This is a genomic window from Entomomonas asaccharolytica, from assembly GCF_016653615.1.
GTDB lineage: Bacteria > Pseudomonadota > Gammaproteobacteria > Pseudomonadales > Pseudomonadaceae > Entomomonas > Entomomonas asaccharolytica.
Genome location: NZ_CP067393.1, coordinates 241,275 through 257,915, shown reverse-complemented (window position 1 = coordinate 257,915; position 16,641 = coordinate 241,275). Strand labels below are relative to the sequence as shown.

The window sequence follows — 16,641 nt, the reverse complement described above, 5'->3', positions numbered from 1 at the left end:
GTTAAGCTATTTTATAAGGTAAGCCACTATGTACTATATAAAACAACTAATAGCAGGGGCACAAATTCTATTCGTTGCTTTTGGGGCAATGGTACTAGTACCACTATTAACAGGTCTCAATCCTGCTATGGCACTGCTCGGTGCTGGTGTAGGTACTTTATTATTCCAACTTATTACCAAAGGCCAAGTACCTATCTTTTTAGGGTCATCCTTCGCTTTTATAGCTCCCATTAGTTATGCCATGTCCACATGGGGACATGGCGCTACCCAATTCGGTTTATTTGCTGCAGGCTTTACCTATTTTATTTTTGCATTAATTATCAAATGGCGAGGTATCGGTCTTATCGATAAACTACTGCCACCTGTAGTAATTGGCCCGATTATTATGGTTATTGGCTTATCTGTTGCAGTAGCCGCCTCTAACATGGCAATGGGACAAGTAGACGGCTCAACTATAGGCTACTATCAAGCTATTACATTAGCTGCCATTTCCTTACTTACCACAATCGTTGTATCCGTTTTTGGACGCGGTATGTTTCGCCTTATTCCTATTCTTTCAGGCGTTATTGTTGGATATATTACTGCAGTTATTATGGGACTAATTGATTTTCAACCTATCATTGAAGCTAAATGGTTTGCTGTTCCAGAGTTGCACGCAATAGAAGTAAATTGGTATGCAGCACTATTTATACTCCCTGTTGCCATTGCCCCCATTATTGAACATATTGGCAATGTAATGGCTACTGGCAATGTAACAGGCGAAAACTATACAAAGAAACCAGGACTACATCGCACCCTAACAGGCGATGGTGTTGGTGTTTGTTTTGCAGGTTTAATTGGTGGACCACCAATTACCACCTACTCAGAAGTAACTGGTGCATTAATGATTACCCATAACTTTAAAGTCATTATTATGACCTATGCGGCTATCCTCGCTATTGCTTTAGCTTTCTTTGGAAAATTTAATGCGATCCTTCAATCCATACCTGCCCCAGTAATGGGTGGTATTATGGTACTTCTTTTCGGTACTATTGCTTCCATTGGTTTAAAAACTATTATTGATGGCAAAGTAGATCTAGCTATTCCAAAAAACCTTGTAATAGTCTCAGTAGTACTGACCTGCGGTATAGGTGGGCTAACTCTGAAAATAGGTGCATTTAGCCTAGTAGGTGTAGGATTAGTTAGTATTTTAGCTATTCTATTAAACTTACTACTTAAGCATAAATATTAACAATTCTAATAATCTCCTAAGCTAAGGTAAAACATATGATGGAACTTTTTCTGTGCATGATTCTAGATATAAATAATGGTGGTTCATTAGTCGCTAATTGCCATTATTCTTACGACAAACAACAAACGCTTAATAAAATAAATTTAATGGTGGTTGGTATTGAAGCACCTATCAACAATCAACCTTTTGCTCAAGAATCAAAACAAAACTTAGCTAAATTATGCTTAAATAAAGAAGCTAAGGTTACAGTCTATATGCGCAATAATCAGCTTATAATCGGCGACGTAGAATGTGGTGGCAAAGATATTGCTAAACAACAAATACGTACAGGAATGGCAAAAGCGAGTGTTGATTACTTAGAAGAATCTACAGGCAATAGACTATTAAAATATCAACAAAAGGCACAACAACAAAACATTGGTATATGGACTAACTATACTAATTAAATATTTTTAAAGTTTTAATCTAGAAATAATAACTTATAATCAATTCTAGAAAATTTATCCAGTATACTAACTTTAATTAAACAGCTAATAGAGATAAAAAATGGAAATAAATAACTCAAACTTAGCATTACTAATTGACGCTGAAAATACAACTGCAGATATTGATATTATTGCTCAACTACTAGCTGAAGTTGCCAAATATGGTATTACAAATATAAAAAGGATTTATGGAGATTGGACTAATAATTTACTTAATCCTTGGAAACCTATTCTTTTAAAATACTCTATTCAACCAATACAACAATTCACCTATACAACGGGTAAAAATAATAGCGATAGTGCTCTAATAATAGATGCTATGGATCTACTATATAACCACACATACCTTAATGGTTTCTGCATAGTATCCAGTGATAGTGACTTTACGCGATTAGCCACAAGACTAAGAGAATCTGGAAAACTAGTATTAGGTATAGGACAACAAAAAACACCACAAGCTTTTAGAGCGTCTTGTGACCGTTTTATCTATACAGAAATCCTAAAACCAAAAGTTGAACCTGAAATAAAACCACAAACAATTAACAGCATAAATAATAAAATAGATATATCCACTGATAAAAAACTAACCAAACATATTTTATCTGTATTTAAATCCATTTCAGATGAAGAAGGGAAAGCCACGCTTTCTATAATGAGAGGTCAACTAGATAAAATATTAAATGATTTTGATCCAAGAAATTATGGTTTTGCAAAATTCAGTAGCTTTATCGAAGCAACAAAACTATTTGAACTTAGTAATAAAAATACCATTATAAAACTAAAAAATAATACACAAAATAAAAACTTTAGCACTAAAGAACAACTAATTAATGCCTTTAAAAATACAGCAAACTCAAAAGGTATTGCCTATCTTTCTCAAATTAAAGCAAACCTAAACTTTGATCCAAAAGAACTAGGCTATAAAACATTTAGTAGCTACATAAAAGCTAGCCAACTGTTTGACTTAATAAATAGAGGCACTCAAGCTAAATTTAAGAAACAGCCTAATGAGTAAAGATTATTTAAATTAATTTTTTAAATAATTTCAACCAATAAAAGTGGATTTGGCTGTATTAAACCCACTGAAGTAATTCTATAAATTTATAATGGGAGTGCAAAAGGCCTGTAAATCCTATTTACTATTCTGACTTAAAAGTCTCAATAACTAAAAAGCCCCCTATCTTTATAAGATCAGGGGGCTTTGATTTAGGAGCTTGAGGATGACCTACTCTCACATGGGGAGACCCCACACTACCATTGGCGATACGTCGTTTCACTACTGAGTTCGAGAAGGATTCAGGTGGTTCCAACGCTCTATTTTCCTCAAGCAATTCTTTATGGTGTAAGTAGTTTGGTTATTTATACTCATCACCTAAATTAGATATGCTTGTTGCAAAGTATTTGATTAATTAACGTTTGTGTCTACTCTTAGCTTCGGCAAACGAACTCATTTGCTCATTTTCAACTTTTACTTTATGTCTTTCTTCGATTCTTAACCAAATAACTTGGGGTTATATAGTCAAGCCTCTCGGGCAATTAGTATTGGTTAGCTCAACGTATCACTACGCTTACACACCCAACCTATCAACGTTGTAGTCTTCAACGGCCCTTTAGGGGATTAAATCCCCAGTGAGATCTCATCTTGAGGCAAGTTTCCCGCTTAGATGCTTTCAGCGGTTATCTCTTCCGAACATAGCTACCCGGCAATGCCACTGGCGTGACAACCGGAACACCAGAGGTTCGTCCACTCCGGTCCTCTCGTACTAGGAGCAGCCCCTCTCAAATCTCAAACGTCCACGGCAGATAGGGACCGAACTGTCTCACGACGTTCTAAACCCAGCTCGCGTACCACTTTAAATGGCGAACAGCCATACCCTTGGGACCGGCTTCAGCCCCAGGATGTGATGAGCCGACATCGAGGTGCCAAACACCGCCGTCGATATGAACTCTTGGGCGGTATCAGCCTGTTATCCCCGGAGTACCTTTTATCCGTTGAGCGATGGCCCTTCCATACAGAACCACCGGATCACTAAGACCTACTTTCGTACCTGCTCGACTTGTCTGTCTCGCAGTCAAGCGCGCTTTTGCCTTTATACTCTTAGCGTGATTTCCGACCACGCCGAGCGCACCTTCGTACTCCTCCGTTACTCTTTAGGAGGAGACCGCCCCAGTCAAACTGCCCACCATACACTGTCCTCAACCCGGATTACGGGCCAGAGTTAGAACCTCAAACATGTCAGGGTGGTATTTCAAGGTCGGCTCCACTTAAACTAGCGTCTAAGCTTCTAAGCCTCCCACCTATCCTACACAAACAGGTTCAAAGTCCAGTGCAAAGCTACAGTAAAGGTTCTGGGGTCTTTCCGTCTAGCCGCGGATACACTGCATCTTCACAGCGATTTCAATTTCACTGAGTCTCGGGTGGAGACAGCGCCGCCATCATTACGCCATTCGTGCAGGTCGGAACTTACCCGACAAGGAATTTCGCTACCTTAGGACCGTTATAGTTACGGCCGCCGTTTACCGGGGCTTCGATCAAGAGCTTCGCCTAAGCTAACCCCATCAATTAACCTTCCGGCACCGGGCAGGCGTCACACCCTATACGTCCACTTTCGTGTTTGCAGAGTGCTGTGTTTTTAATAAACAGTTGCAGCGGCGCTGGTATCTTCGACTGGCTTCAGCTCCATTCGCAAGGAACTTCACCTACCACCAGCGCACCTTCTCCCGAAGTTACGGTGCCATTTTGCCTAGTTCCTTCACCCGAGTTCTCTCAAGCGCCTTGGTATTCTCTACCTGACCACCTGTGTCGGTTTGGGGTACGGTTCCTAATAACATAAGTTTAGAAGCTTTTCTTGGAAGCATGGCATCAATCACTCTCCATTTAAAATAAATGAATCGTCATCAGTTCTCAGTAATAATCTCCCGGATTTGCCTAAGAGATCTACCTACAGCCTTTCAAGTGGACAACCAACGCCACTCTGATTTAGCCTACTCCGTCCCTCCATCACTGTTATTAGAAGTATAGGAATATTAACCTATTTCCCATCGACTACGCTTTTCAGCCTCGCCTTAGGGGCCGACTAACCCTGCTTCGATTAACGTATCGCAGGAAACCTTGGTCTTTCGGCGTGGATGTTTTTCACACCCATTGTCGTTACTCATGTCAGCATTCGCACTTGTGATACCTCCAGCCAACTTCTCAATTGACCTTCACAGGCGTACACAACGCTCCTCTACCGCTCATCATAAGATGAACCCGTAGCTTCGGTATTTGGTTTGAGCCCCGTTACATCTTCCGCGCAGGCCGACTCGACTAGTGAGCTATTACGCTTTCTTTAAAGGATGGCTGCTTCTAAGCCAACCTCCTAGCTGTCTATGCCTTCCCACATCGTTTCCCACTTAACCAAAATTTTGGGACCTTAGCTGACGGTCTGGGTTGTTTCCCTTTTCACGACGGACGTTAGCACCCGCCGTGTGTCTCCCATGCTAAAACTTTCTGGTATTCGGAGTTTGCATCGGGTTGGTAAGTCAGGATGACCCCTAGCCGAAACAGTGCTCTACCCCAGAAGTTATACATGAGGCGCTACCTAAATAGCTTTCGAGGAGAACCAGCTATCTCCAAGCTTGATTAGCCTTTCACTCCGATCCACAGGTCATCCGCTAACTTTTCAACGGTAGTCGGTTCGGTCCTCCAGTCAGTGTTACCTAACCTTCAACCTGCCCATGGATAGATCGCTTGGTTTCGGGTCTATACACAGCAACTAGGCGCCCTATTAAGACTCGCTTTCGCTACGCCTCCCTATTCGGTTAAGCTTGCTACTGTATATAAGTCGCTGACCCATTATACAAAGGTACGCAGTCACGGAACAAGTCCGCTCCCACTGCTTGTACGCATACGGTTTCAGGTTCTATTTCACTCCCTACTCGGGGTTCTTTTCGCCTTTCCCTCACGGTACTGGTTCACTATCGGTCAGTCAGTAGTATTTAGCCTTGGAGGATGGTCCCCCGTCTTCAGTCAAGGTTTCTCGTGCCCCGACCTACTTTTTGTGTACTTAGATCCACATGTGCATTTTCGTGTACGAGACTATCACTCTCTATGGTTGGCTTTCCCACGCCATTCCACTAATACTCATGCTTCTGAACACTGGCTGCACCCCGTTCGCTCGCCACTACTTGGGGTATCTCGGTTGATTTCTTTTCCTCAGGGTACTTAGATGTTTCAGTTCCCTGGTTCGCTTCTCAGTACCTATGTATTCAGTACTGGATAACTGAGGTTCTCTCAGTTGGGTTTCCCCATTCAGACATTTACGGATCAATGCTTTGTACCCAGCTCCCCGTAACTTTTCGCAGGTATCACGTCTTTCTTCGCCTCTGACTGCCAAGGCATCCACCGTATGCGCTTATTCACTTGACTATATAACCCTAAATTATCTAGTAATCTAATGCTACACAACCAAAGAATCGACATTTGTTTCGCCGAAAATTTGCGCTTGAGTTCGCAATATTTTCACCTCAGCATTAATAATTAGACCAGTAATTATTAATTAATCTTTACTTCTTTGCATATCTAATTTGTTAAAGAACAGTCTAACTTTAAAAGTTAGAAGGTAAGTCTCTTTATTTAAAAGAATTAGCTTCTAGCTTTTTGTTTCGATTAGGTATCTGGTGGAGCCAAGGAGGATCGAACTCCTGACCTCCTGCGTGCAAGGCAGGCGCTCTCCCAGCTGAGCTATGGCCCCTTCATTTGGTGGGTCTGGTAGGACTTGAACCTACGACCCCACGCTTATCAAGCGTGTGCTCTAACCAGCTGAGCTACAGACCCTAATCTGTTAACTTCTCAGGCCTTCGCCCAATTCGTTCTTCGCAATCATAAATCAAGTAATTCGTGTGGGTATTTGTAGTACCAGCTTTCGTTTAAGGAGGTGATCCAGCCGCAGGTTCCCCTACGGCTACCTTGTTACGACTTCACCCCAGTCATGAATCACTCCGTGGTAACCGGCCTCACGAGGTTAGCCTAGCTACTTCTGGAGCAACCCACTCCCATGGTGTGACGGGCGGTGTGTACAAGGCCCGGGAACGTATTCACCGCGACATTCTGATTCGCGATTACTAGCGATTCCGACTTCATGAAGTCGAGTTGCAGACTTCAATCCGGACTACGATTGGTTTTCTGAGATTAGCTCCGCTTCACAGCTTGGCAACCCTCTGTACCAACCATTGTAGCACGTGTGTAGCCCTGGCCGTAAGGGCCATGATGACTTGACGTCATCCCCACCTTCCTCCGGTTTGTCACCGGCAGTCTCCTTAAAGTGCCCACCTTTACGTGCTGGTAACTAAGGATAAGGGTTGCGCTCGTTACGGGACTTAACCCAACATCTCACGACACGAGCTGACGACAGCCATGCAGCACCTGTGTTCCGATTCCCGAAGGCACTCTCGCATCTCTGCAAGATTCCGGACATGTCAAGGCCAGGTAAGGTTCTTCGCGTTGCGTCGAATTAAACCACATGCTCCACCGCTTGTGCGGGCCCCCGTCAATTCATTTGAGTTTTAATCTTGCGACCGTACTCCCAGGCGGTCAACTTACTGCGTTAGCTGCGCCACTAAAGCCTCAAGGACTCCAACGGCTAGTTGACATCGTTTACAGCGTGGACTACCAGGGTATCTAATCCTGTTTGCTCCCCACGCTTTCGCACCTCAGTGTCAGTATCAGTCCAGTTAGTCGCCTTCGCCACTGGTGTTCCTTCCTATATCTACGCATTTCACCGCTACACAGGAAATTCCACTAACCTCTACCGTACTCTAGTCAGTCAGTTTTGGATGCAGTTCCCAGGTTGAGCCCGGGGATTTCACATCCAACTTGACAAACCACCTACGCGCGCTTTACGCCCAGTTATTCCGATTAACGCTTGCACCCTTCGTATTACCGCGGCTGCTGGCACGAAGTTAGCCGGTGCTTATTCTGTTGCTAACGTCAAAAGTAGTTCGTTACACTACCCCTTCCTCACAACTTAAAGTGCTTTACAATCCGAAGACCTTCTTCACACACGCGGCATGGCTGGATCAGGGTTGCCCCCATTGTCCAATATTCCCCACTGCTGCCTCCCGTAGGAGTCTGGGCCGTGTCTCAGTCCCAGTGTGGCTGATCATCCTCTCAGACCAGCTACAGATCGTCGCCTTGGTGGGCCTTTACCCCACCAACTAGCTAATCTGATCTAGGCTCATCCATTAGCGGTACAATTAAGCACCTTTCCCCGTAGGGCGTATGCGGTATTAGCGCGAGTTTCCCCGCGTTGTCCCCCTCTAATGGGCAGATTCCTAGACTTTACTCACCCGTCCGCCGCTCGTCAGCATCCCGAAAGACCTGTTACCGCCCGACTTGCATGTGTTAGGCCTGCCGCCAGCGTTCAATCTGAGCCATGATCAAACTCTTCAGTTTTAAATCTTTTGCTTCATAAGAAGCCAAAACGGCTCAGTAATCTAAAAACTCATTCATGACGAGTTATTTATATTACTGATAATTCTTACCAGTACTACAAACACCCACACGATTTACTTGATTTATATTGTTAAAGAACTTGTATCTTTGGAGCTTTACTCTTCAGATGAGGCGCGCATTCTACGCCTTTTAATCTCTTTGTCAATGTCTTTTTTAAGATATTTTCGATTTATTTTTAACTGCAAAATTAACCAAAAGTCTATAAATAATAACAAAGGGATCAAAATTATACGTTTTTATAAATTATTGTCAAGTTGACTTTTATTTTTATCTCGCTTTTTAAGGTGTAATAAGAATTGTATAGGCCCTGATATAGTGTAGCCAAAGAAAATAAAAAATAAAGCATAAGCAGGGGCGGTGCCTATTATTGCAAACAGTAATACAATGACTAATATAGCAATAAATGGGACTCTACTTTTGATATCCAATGTTTTAAAGCTGTAATATTTGAAATTACTTACCATCAAGGCACCTGCTGCTGCTACTAATGGCACCATTAGATATACTACGCTTTCACCACCAATTTCTAGTTTATTGAAAGCCCATACACTACTAGCAACTACAGCCGCTGCAGAAGGACTAGCTAAACCTATAAAATATTTTTTATCAACTGAGCCTATTTGCACATTAAAGCGAGCAAGTCTTAAAGCGGCACAAGCAACAAATATAAAAGCGACCATCCATCCAAGTTTACCAGCTTCAGCTAATGACCATTGAAATGCTAATAGGGCCGGCGCTAAGCCAAAAGCAACCATATCTGACAGCGAATCATATTCAGCACCAAATGCGCTTTGTGTATTCGTTAGTCTGGCAACTCGTCCATCAAGACCATCTAGTATCATGGCAATAAAAATAGCTATAGCTGAATAAATAAAGTAATCTCTTGCTACTTCTATACCTTCATGAGCAACTACTACAGGTGCATACATAGCGCTAACGATTGAATAAAAGCCTGCAAACAAAGCAGCTGTCGTAAAGAGATTAGGTAATAGATAAACTCCTTTGTGACGAACTTTCTGACCTTTTTCATCAGGCACTTCTTCAATATATTCATCCACAGGCAATGAAATTTTATTTTCTATTGAAGTATCTTCAGGTTGTTCGTTAGACTGATCTTTCATAATAGTTCCTTAGTAAAATCTCTTATTATTATATAGGTTATAGTGAATTGATTTTCAAGAAATGACATTTTTATTATCTTAAAATGTAACAATGCTTATTTATTTTGTTAGAAATTCTAATCTTATTTGAATTAAAGTATACTCAAACCTACTTTTCTTCTACTACTATCACCATCTTCATGAGAGTTAATATTTTCAATAAACTCAATTAATTTAGCATCATTTGCAAACTACAATAGTTGTTTAAGTTTTTGATCTTCCCTAAATTTGACTATGAGTATTTTTCCAGAAAATAATTTTTAACTATTTCCTAATTGTTATTCATTTCTAAAATAACCGCTAGCTAGGATATTAAGTAAAATTTGTAAACTCTTCATATTCAGGTATTACATTATAGGATTTAATCACTTTTGTTGTAGTTTCCTGTAAATATAAAAAAACGCGACATATGTCGCGTTTTTAGTCTGAATAAATCTAATTAGTTTTTAGATTTATCAACGATTTTGTTTGCCGCAATCCAAGGCATCATCGCACGTAGACGTTCACCTACTTGCTCAATTGGATGCTCTGCAGTTAAACGGCGATTTGCAGTTAGGGTTGGATAGTTCGTAGCACCTTCACTGATAAATGCTTTAGCATATTCACCATTTTGAATGCGTTGTAATGTTTCACGCATAGCCCAACGAGACTCTTCGTTAATTACTTTTGGACCTGTAACATATTCACCAAACTCTGCATTATTGGAGATTGAGTAGTTCATGTTAGCGATACCACCTTCATACATTAAGTCTACAATTAGTTTTAATTCATGTAGACATTCAAAGTATGCCATTTCAGGTGCATAACCCGCTTCTACTAATGTGTCAAAGCCTGCTTTAACTAATTCTACACAGCCACCACAAAGTACTGCTTGCTCACCAAATAAGTCAGTTTCTGTTTCATCTTTGAAAGTAGTTTCAATAATACCTGAACGGCCGCCGCCAATACCACTTGCATAAGACAATGCTACATTTTTTGCATTACCAGAAGCATCTTGGTATACCGCCACTAAATCAGGTATACCACCACCTTTTACGAATTCAGAACGCACTGTATGACCAGGCGCTTTAGGAGCAATCATAACAATATCTAAGTCAGAACGTGGTACGATTTGGTTGTAGTGAATAGCAAAACCATGAGCAAACGCTAAGGTTGCGCCTTTCTTTAAGTTTGGCTCAAGTTCTTCTCTGTATAATTGACCTTGGAACTCATCAGGCGTTAAGATCATGATTACATCCGCAGAGGCTACTGCTGTTGCTACATCAGCCACTTTTAAACCATGTGCTTCTGCTTTCTTTACCGTTGCTGAACCTTTACGTAAACCAACGACAACGTCCACACCTGAATCTTTTAGGTTACAAGCATGGGCGTGACCTTGTGAACCATAACCAATAATAGCTACTTTTTTACCTTGGATAATTGAAAGGTCACAGTCTTTATCATAGTAAACGCGCATTGAAATTTTCCTTTAAATATTAAAATAAATTTTGTGTATAGATAAATAAAATATTAGCCCTGAGAAATATAATTAATTTTCCCTACTAGCTACCCTAAATACTTAAGACTTTATCAGCCCTAGAAATACCCGTTACCCCTGTACGAACTACTTCAACAATAGTCGACATAGAGCCAATAGTAGCAATAAAGTTGTCTACTTTACTGGTACTACCTGACAATTGGACAATATAGAGGTTTGGCGTTACATCTACTATCTGGCCTCTAAAAATATCAACTGTACGTTTCACTTCTGAACGTTGAGCACCAGTCGCTTTTACTTTAATAAGTAGTAGTTCACGCTCAATATGCTCACTTTCAGACAAATTTACTAATTTAACCACTTCAATAAGTTTATTGAGGTTTTTAGTAATTTGCTCAATAACTTCTGGCTTACCTTGAGTTGTTAAGGTAAGACGAGAGACTGTTGGGTCTTCTGTCGCTGCCACAGTTAAACTTTCGATGTTGTAATTACGTTGTGAGAATAAACCAACAACACGCGATAACGCACCAGGCTCATTCTCCATTAATAAAGAGATTATATGACGCATATTAGGTACGCTCCGTTTTACTTAACCACATATCACGCATGGAACCATCACGAATTTGCATAGGATACACATGTTCACTCGCATCCGTTTTAATATCCATAAATACTAATCGATCTTTCATGGCGAAAGCTTCTTGCATAGCATCTTTTAAATCAGTTGCTTTTTCAACACCTATCCCCACATGTCCATAAGACTCTACCAGCTTTTTGAAATCTGGCAATGATGTCATATAGGAATGAGAATAGCGGCTATTGTATTGCATGTCTTGCCATTGCCTTACCATGCCTAATACACCATTATTCAAACAAATAACTTTAACAGGTAAATCATATTGTAAGCAGGTAGAAAGCTCTTGAATATTCATTTGAATACTACCTTCACCTGTTACACAAGCAACATCTGCATCAGGGAAATTTAATTTAATGCCCATTGCCGCTGGAAAACCAAATCCCATGGTTCCTAAACCACCTGAGTTAATCCAGCGATTAGGTTTATCAAAAAGATAATGCTGTGCAGCAAACATTTGGTGCTGACCTACATCTGAAGTCACATAAGTATCTCTATCTTTAGTTACTTCATATAATGTATCAATCACGAACTCTGGTTTAATAATAGTTTCATTCTCTTTGTCATAAGGGAATAAACCTTTACTACGCCATTCGTCAATTTGCTTCCACCAATCAATTAACGCTTTCTCATTAGCTTCTTTTGAAAGCTCATTTACCACAGCGATCATTTCTGTTAATACATTATCAACAGGTCCTACAATAGGTATATCCGCTCTAATTGTTTTAGAAATAGAAGCAGGATCGATATCGATATGGATTATTTTGGCATTAGGGCAGAATTTACTAATATCATTAGTGACCCTATCATCAAAACGCATACCCACTGCTAAAATAACATCACTATGATGCATTACCATATTAGCGGTATAACTACCATGCATGCCTGGCATACCAATAAATTGCTTATCAGAACCTGGATAACCACCAAGTCCCATCAACGTATTGGATACTGGTAATTTTAATCTACGTGCTAACTCGGTTAACTGTGCAGCAGCATGACCTAATATCACACCTCCACCTGAACAAATAATAGGACGTTTAGCAGATAACAATAACTCAACAGCCTTACGAATTTGTCCTGAATGTCCACGCTGTACAGGATTATAAGAACGTAACTTCACTTTCTCTGGGAAAGTATATTCAAATTTCTCTGCTGGATTACAGGTATCTTTTGGTATATCAATTACAACAGGGCCAGGTCGACCTGACTCAGCTATATAAAAGGCTTTACGCATGATTTCTGGAATTTCAGAAGCATGGCGTACCATGAAACTATGCTTAACAATAGGTCTTGAGATTCCGACCATATCCACTTCTTGGAATGCATCAGAACCAATTAAGGAAGAAGTTACTTGACCAGAAATAACTACCATTGGAATTGAATCCATAAAGGCAGTTGCTATACCCGTAATAGCGTTCGTAGCACCAGGCCCAGAAGTTACAAAAACAACGCCTGCTTTGCCTGTAGCACGCGCATAACCATCAGCCATATGAGTAGCTGCTTGCTCATGACGTACTAAAATATGGGTTAATTCTTTTTCTTTAAATAATGCATCGTAAAGATGCAATAATGCGCCACCAGGATATCCATAAACATATTTTACGCCCTCATCGCGTAAAAAACGAACAACCATCTCCGCGCCAGATAATAATTCCACGCTTGTTCACCTCTAAAAGCAATTACTCACTAAAAAATTAGGTATAAGTTCACTGCTAGCAGACCATGCACGATGATAATCGCCGACTACATCAGCTGCTAGCTAATAAACTTTAGAGAACTCATTGTGGCGAGTTTTCTAACCCGAAGCGAGGTAACGCATATTGGGTAAACGTAAGTCGACACTGGTAAGCGTCATGTCTACTGAAAGAATATTTCCGTTAAGGTCATATATCAGTGGTGGGCATAATTGTTGTTGTTAATGGTTCATAAGTCAAGTGGTATTGATTGATTAACCTAAAATTTGCCATAAACATTAAACTTTGATAGAAAAAAATAAAAATGGAAGCAGAATATTTTAATAAATGATATTTTATTGGTTTAATAATTCTTTAATAATTTTCAACTTAACAAAAAACTCTAAATCTTAGTAAAAATAAGCTATTTAATAGCATCAAATAAAAAACAGCCTTTAAAAAGGCTGTTTTTTAACGAAATTAATATCCCTGACAATTCTCATTAATATTTTTTTGTAAGTCTGCAATTCTTGTATTTAATTCTTCAGGAGTCAAACGGCGAGTCTCACCCTCTACATCAACCCGTGCTCGCGGATAATTTTGATAAAGCGCTAAATCTTTACGCATACCATCACAGGCTAATCGCGTTTGAGCTTCATCTTTTTGTGCTTGTTGCTGTGCTGCTTGATTAAAAGTAGCTTGCTTATCAGCTTCTGCTTGTTTTTTTTCATCATCAGCATCTTTTTCAAATACATCTTGATTATTAACTTTTGGTGAGGTTGGTTTTTTAATCTGCTCAACCTTTTGCCCTTGAGGCGGTTCGGAGGCATAATGAACCTGCCCTTTATCATCAACCCAACGATACATCTGCGCAGCAACAGGTAACACAGTAAAAAGTGAAACGACCATTGTTAAAATAAGATGCTTCATAACAAATTCCTTTATTTTATAGACACTAATTGTTCTATTGCCATTTTACAAAAAACAATCCAGATATGAGTCTAAAATCATTGCTACTTTTATCATCATAACCAGATAGTTTTAAAATATACTGATATAATACAGAAATTTAAACATTTACTGTATTTATAATTAATATTACTTTACTAGATATAGAACTAGGTTACTATAAGAAGGTTATAAATAATTTGTATACTGAGGTTGTTGATAAATGAGAGCTGCTTTAACAAAGCAGAAATGTGCCGTATTCAGCATTTTATTACTTTGTAATTATTGTACTTATACCTTAAGTGCTCCTATTTACCAATATATAGATAGCAATGGTGTTCTTACTTATACAGATAAACAATTACCTGGCTCAAAACCATTTGAATTAAATGATGAAATTATTGAGCATATCGAAAATCAAGTTAAATTAAACACAGTAAAACATGCAGGTGGCGAGACACTTAAGATAAAAAATGAGCTGTATGCACCTGTTGAAATCCAGCTTACATTAGAAAATGTTGATAATGTAGTGGGTGCAGCCAATAAAAAATTACATTGGATCCTTCCCCCAAGAAAAGAAATTCGCTTAGTAACCTTAACACCATTTGATCGTACAAAGCCTATGCGTTATACGCCAAAATTAGCCTATGCGCTAGGTGATCCAAGAACCAAACCACAGCCTTATCGTTATCCACTTCCTTGGCGAGGTGGTCCATTTCAGCAAACTCAAGGACCAGGCGGAAAATTCAGTCACTCAGGCCCCAAAGGCCGCTATGCCAGAGATATTGGTATGCCAGAAGGAACGCCCATTATTGCAGCTCGCTCTGGTATTGTAGTAAAAGTGGAAAATAACCAAACAGGGCAAGGAACGAATCCAGCAGGAAATTTCATACGTATTTTACATGATGATGGCACCATGAGTGTTTATCTACATCTTAAGAAAGGATCTATTCGCCATAAAGAAGGGCAACACGTTAAAGTTGGGGAACAAATTGCCCTTTCAGGCAATACTGGACGTAGTACAGGTCCGCATTTACACTTTGTGGTACAGCGTAATGTAGGGATGGCTTTAGAATCCATCCCTTATGACTTCACACAGCCTGTAAACAGCAAAACTATTTATCGTGGTAGAGTTACCAATAATTGATAAAATATCTAATCGGTATTTTCTTTATAAGGCTTACTCTCATCTAGCTTTGTTACTTTAGCTAATAAGATTTTAGGGCCTTTCATTTTTTTCACAGTGATACTTAAACCATCTGTCTCTAAAACCTCTTCCTCTTCAGGAACACGGCTTAAGGTTTCATAAATTAATCCACCCATTGTTTCAGCAGCGATATGGTCAAGGTCAACATTTAACAGGCGTTCGATCTTAAATAAAGGGGTATCCCCTCTCACTAATAACTTACCAGGCTGATAAGCTAATACACCACGCTCAGTTTTACGGTGCTCATCTTGAATATCACCCACTAAAACTTCTAACACATCTTCCATTGTCAAGAAGCCTACCACTTTACCATCAGCTTCTTCAACGAGGGCAAAATGAACACCCCCTTGCTTAAAGCGTTCTAGCAGTTCTCCCAAAGGGGTATTTTTAGAAACCCTATCTAAAGGTCGAGATAACTCTTCAAGATCAAGTGCAAACTCAGATCTATCTCTTCTGCTATCAGCCAACTCTAACAATAGATCTTTAATATGTAGAATACCTGTAAACTCTGTTGTCTCGGTATCATAAATTGGATAGCGGCTGTATTTATGACGCTTCACAATATCTAATACATCATCTAATGAAGCATCATGCTCGATATAAATTAAGTCCTCACGGGAATTAGCCCAATCCACGGCTTCTAACTCAGCCATCTCAACAGCAGATGCCAATACCTGCATACCGCCATCGGTAGGATCATGCGCTCGGCTTGAATGCAGGATAAGTTTTAATTCATCTCGACTATAATAGTGTTCATGACCATGCACATCAGCTTGACCCGCTATACGCAAAATTGCATTTGCACTATGGTTCAACAACCAAATTGCAGGATACATTAACCAATAAAATAAATATAAAGGCACTGCTGTCCACAGTGATAGCTTTTCTGGTTGACGAATTGCCCAAGACTTTGGTGCTAATTCACCCACAACAATATGCAAATAAGAGATAATAAAGAACGCAGCAAAGAAAGAAATACCATTTATAATTTCTGCTGACTGTATACCCACATAAAATAATAATGGTGTAATTAATTCAGCAAAAGCTGCTTTACCAACCCATCCTAAACCTAATGACGCTAAAGTAATACCTAATTGGCAGGCTGATAAATAGGCATCCAATTCGTGGTGGACTTTTCTTAGAATTCGCCCCCGCCAACCATTAACATCAGCAATGGCCTCAACACGGGTACCACGTAACTTAACCATGGCAAATTCTGCTGCCACAAAGAAACCATTAAGTACAACAAGAAAAAGTGCAAATAAAATAAGTAAAGTATCAGCTAAATAAAAAAGAAAACTATTCGAGTCAGGGTCCATATGTTTTA

The 16,641-nt window shown here is 39.8% G+C and carries 10 protein-coding genes, 2 tRNA genes and 3 rRNA genes; 4 read left to right on the top strand and 11 right to left on the bottom strand.

Annotation, left to right across the window (positions count from 1 at the left end):
* Nucleotides 1-28 precede the first annotated feature (28 nt).
* The 3 genes from JHT90_RS01225 (at nucleotide 29) to JHT90_RS01215 (ending at nucleotide 2,731) form a co-directional block, all read left to right on the top strand.
* Nucleotides 29-1,231, top strand: coding sequence for a uracil-xanthine permease family protein (locus tag JHT90_RS01225; RefSeq protein WP_201093109.1), 1,203 nt, complete (start codon nucleotides 29-31; stop codon nucleotides 1,229-1,231).
* Nucleotides 1,232-1,266: 35 nt separating this feature from the next.
* The gene (locus JHT90_RS01220) at nucleotides 1,267-1,677 is read left to right on the top strand and encodes a thermonuclease family protein (RefSeq protein ID WP_201093107.1); all 411 of its coding nucleotides are present in this window, start codon (nucleotides 1,267-1,269) and stop codon (nucleotides 1,675-1,677) included.
* A 100-nt stretch (nucleotides 1,678-1,777) separates the two neighbouring features.
* Nucleotides 1,778-2,731 (top strand): NYN domain-containing protein, encoded by a 954-nt coding sequence (locus JHT90_RS01215; protein WP_201093105.1) that lies wholly within the window; start codon nucleotides 1,778-1,780, stop codon nucleotides 2,729-2,731.
* Nucleotides 2,732-2,928: 197 nt separating this feature from the next.
* Here JHT90_RS01215 and rrf read toward each other — a convergent pair.
* The 10 genes from rrf to JHT90_RS01165 form a co-directional block, all read right to left on the bottom strand.
* Nucleotides 2,929-3,044, bottom strand: a 5S ribosomal RNA gene (rrf, locus tag JHT90_RS01210).
* Between the two features lie 187 nt (nucleotides 3,045-3,231).
* A 23S ribosomal RNA gene (locus tag JHT90_RS01205) occupies nucleotides 3,232-6,127 on the bottom strand.
* A gap of 249 nt (nucleotides 6,128-6,376) precedes the next feature.
* A tRNA-Ala gene (locus tag JHT90_RS01200) sits at nucleotides 6,377-6,452 on the bottom strand.
* 6 nt (nucleotides 6,453-6,458) lie between these two features.
* Nucleotides 6,459-6,535: transfer RNA gene (locus tag JHT90_RS01195), tRNA-Ile, on the bottom strand.
* 93 nt (nucleotides 6,536-6,628) lie between these two features.
* Nucleotides 6,629-8,152: ribosomal RNA gene (locus JHT90_RS01190) — 16S ribosomal RNA — on the bottom strand.
* Together the 16S, 23S and 5S rRNA genes with 2 tRNA genes alongside form the textbook arrangement of a ribosomal RNA operon.
* 296 nt (nucleotides 8,153-8,448) lie before the next feature.
* Complete coding sequence (gene pssA, locus JHT90_RS01185) at nucleotides 8,449-9,333, bottom strand: CDP-diacylglycerol--serine O-phosphatidyltransferase (protein WP_201093103.1); 885 nt, start codon at nucleotides 9,331-9,333, stop codon at nucleotides 8,449-8,451.
* Between the two features lie 478 nt (nucleotides 9,334-9,811).
* Nucleotides 9,812-10,828: a ketol-acid reductoisomerase gene (ilvC, locus tag JHT90_RS01180; RefSeq protein ID WP_201093101.1), complete on the bottom strand. Its 1,017-nt coding sequence runs from the start codon at nucleotides 10,826-10,828 to the stop codon at nucleotides 9,812-9,814.
* Between the two features lie 94 nt (nucleotides 10,829-10,922).
* Nucleotides 10,923-11,417, bottom strand: coding sequence for an acetolactate synthase small subunit (gene ilvN, locus JHT90_RS01175; protein WP_201093099.1), 495 nt, complete (start codon nucleotides 11,415-11,417; stop codon nucleotides 10,923-10,925).
* 1 nt (nucleotide 11,418) lies between these two features.
* On the bottom strand, nucleotides 11,419-13,143 hold the full coding sequence (locus JHT90_RS01170; protein ID WP_201093092.1) for an acetolactate synthase 3 large subunit: 1,725 nt from the start codon (nucleotides 13,141-13,143) through the stop codon (nucleotides 11,419-11,421).
* A gap of 496 nt (nucleotides 13,144-13,639) precedes the next feature.
* The gene (locus JHT90_RS01165) at nucleotides 13,640-14,089 is read right to left on the bottom strand and encodes a DUF4124 domain-containing protein (protein ID WP_201093090.1); all 450 of its coding nucleotides are present in this window, start codon (nucleotides 14,087-14,089) and stop codon (nucleotides 13,640-13,642) included.
* A 241-nt stretch (nucleotides 14,090-14,330) separates the two neighbouring features.
* Between JHT90_RS01165 and JHT90_RS01160 the strand changes: the two genes are divergently transcribed.
* Nucleotides 14,331-15,254, top strand: coding sequence for a M23 family metallopeptidase (locus tag JHT90_RS01160; protein ID WP_201093088.1), 924 nt, complete (start codon nucleotides 14,331-14,333; stop codon nucleotides 15,252-15,254).
* A gap of 8 nt (nucleotides 15,255-15,262) precedes the next feature.
* Here JHT90_RS01160 and JHT90_RS01155 read toward each other — a convergent pair whose 3' ends face one another.
* A complete protein-coding gene (locus tag JHT90_RS01155) occupies nucleotides 15,263-16,633 on the bottom strand; it encodes a hemolysin family protein (RefSeq protein ID WP_201093086.1) in 1,371 nt (456 codons plus the stop codon).
* Between the last annotated feature and the right edge of the window lie 8 nt (nucleotides 16,634-16,641).

Excerpts from the sequence above, each read along its gene's own strand:
- JHT90_RS01225 (WP_201093109.1), top strand. The coding sequence starts at position 29 with ATGTACTATATAAAACAACTAATAGCAGGGGCACAAATTCTATTCGTT.
- JHT90_RS01220 (WP_201093107.1), top strand. The coding sequence starts at position 1,267 with ATGATGGAACTTTTTCTGTGCATGATTCTAGATATAAATAATGGTGGT.
- JHT90_RS01215 (WP_201093105.1), top strand. The coding sequence starts at position 1,778 with ATGGAAATAAATAACTCAAACTTAGCATTACTAATTGACGCTGAAAAT.
- pssA (WP_201093103.1), bottom strand. The coding sequence starts at position 9,333 with ATGAAAGATCAGTCTAACGAACAACCTGAAGATACTTCAATAGAAAAT.
- ilvC (WP_201093101.1), bottom strand. The coding sequence starts at position 10,828 with ATGCGCGTTTACTATGATAAAGACTGTGACCTTTCAATTATCCAAGGT.
- ilvN (WP_201093099.1), bottom strand. The coding sequence starts at position 11,417 with ATGCGTCATATAATCTCTTTATTAATGGAGAATGAGCCTGGTGCGTTA.
- JHT90_RS01165 (WP_201093090.1), bottom strand. The coding sequence starts at position 14,089 with ATGAAGCATCTTATTTTAACAATGGTCGTTTCACTTTTTACTGTGTTA.
- JHT90_RS01160 (WP_201093088.1), top strand. The coding sequence starts at position 14,331 with ATGAGAGCTGCTTTAACAAAGCAGAAATGTGCCGTATTCAGCATTTTA.
- JHT90_RS01155 (WP_201093086.1), bottom strand. The coding sequence starts at position 16,633 with ATGGACCCTGACTCGAATAGTTTTCTTTTTTATTTAGCTGATACTTTA.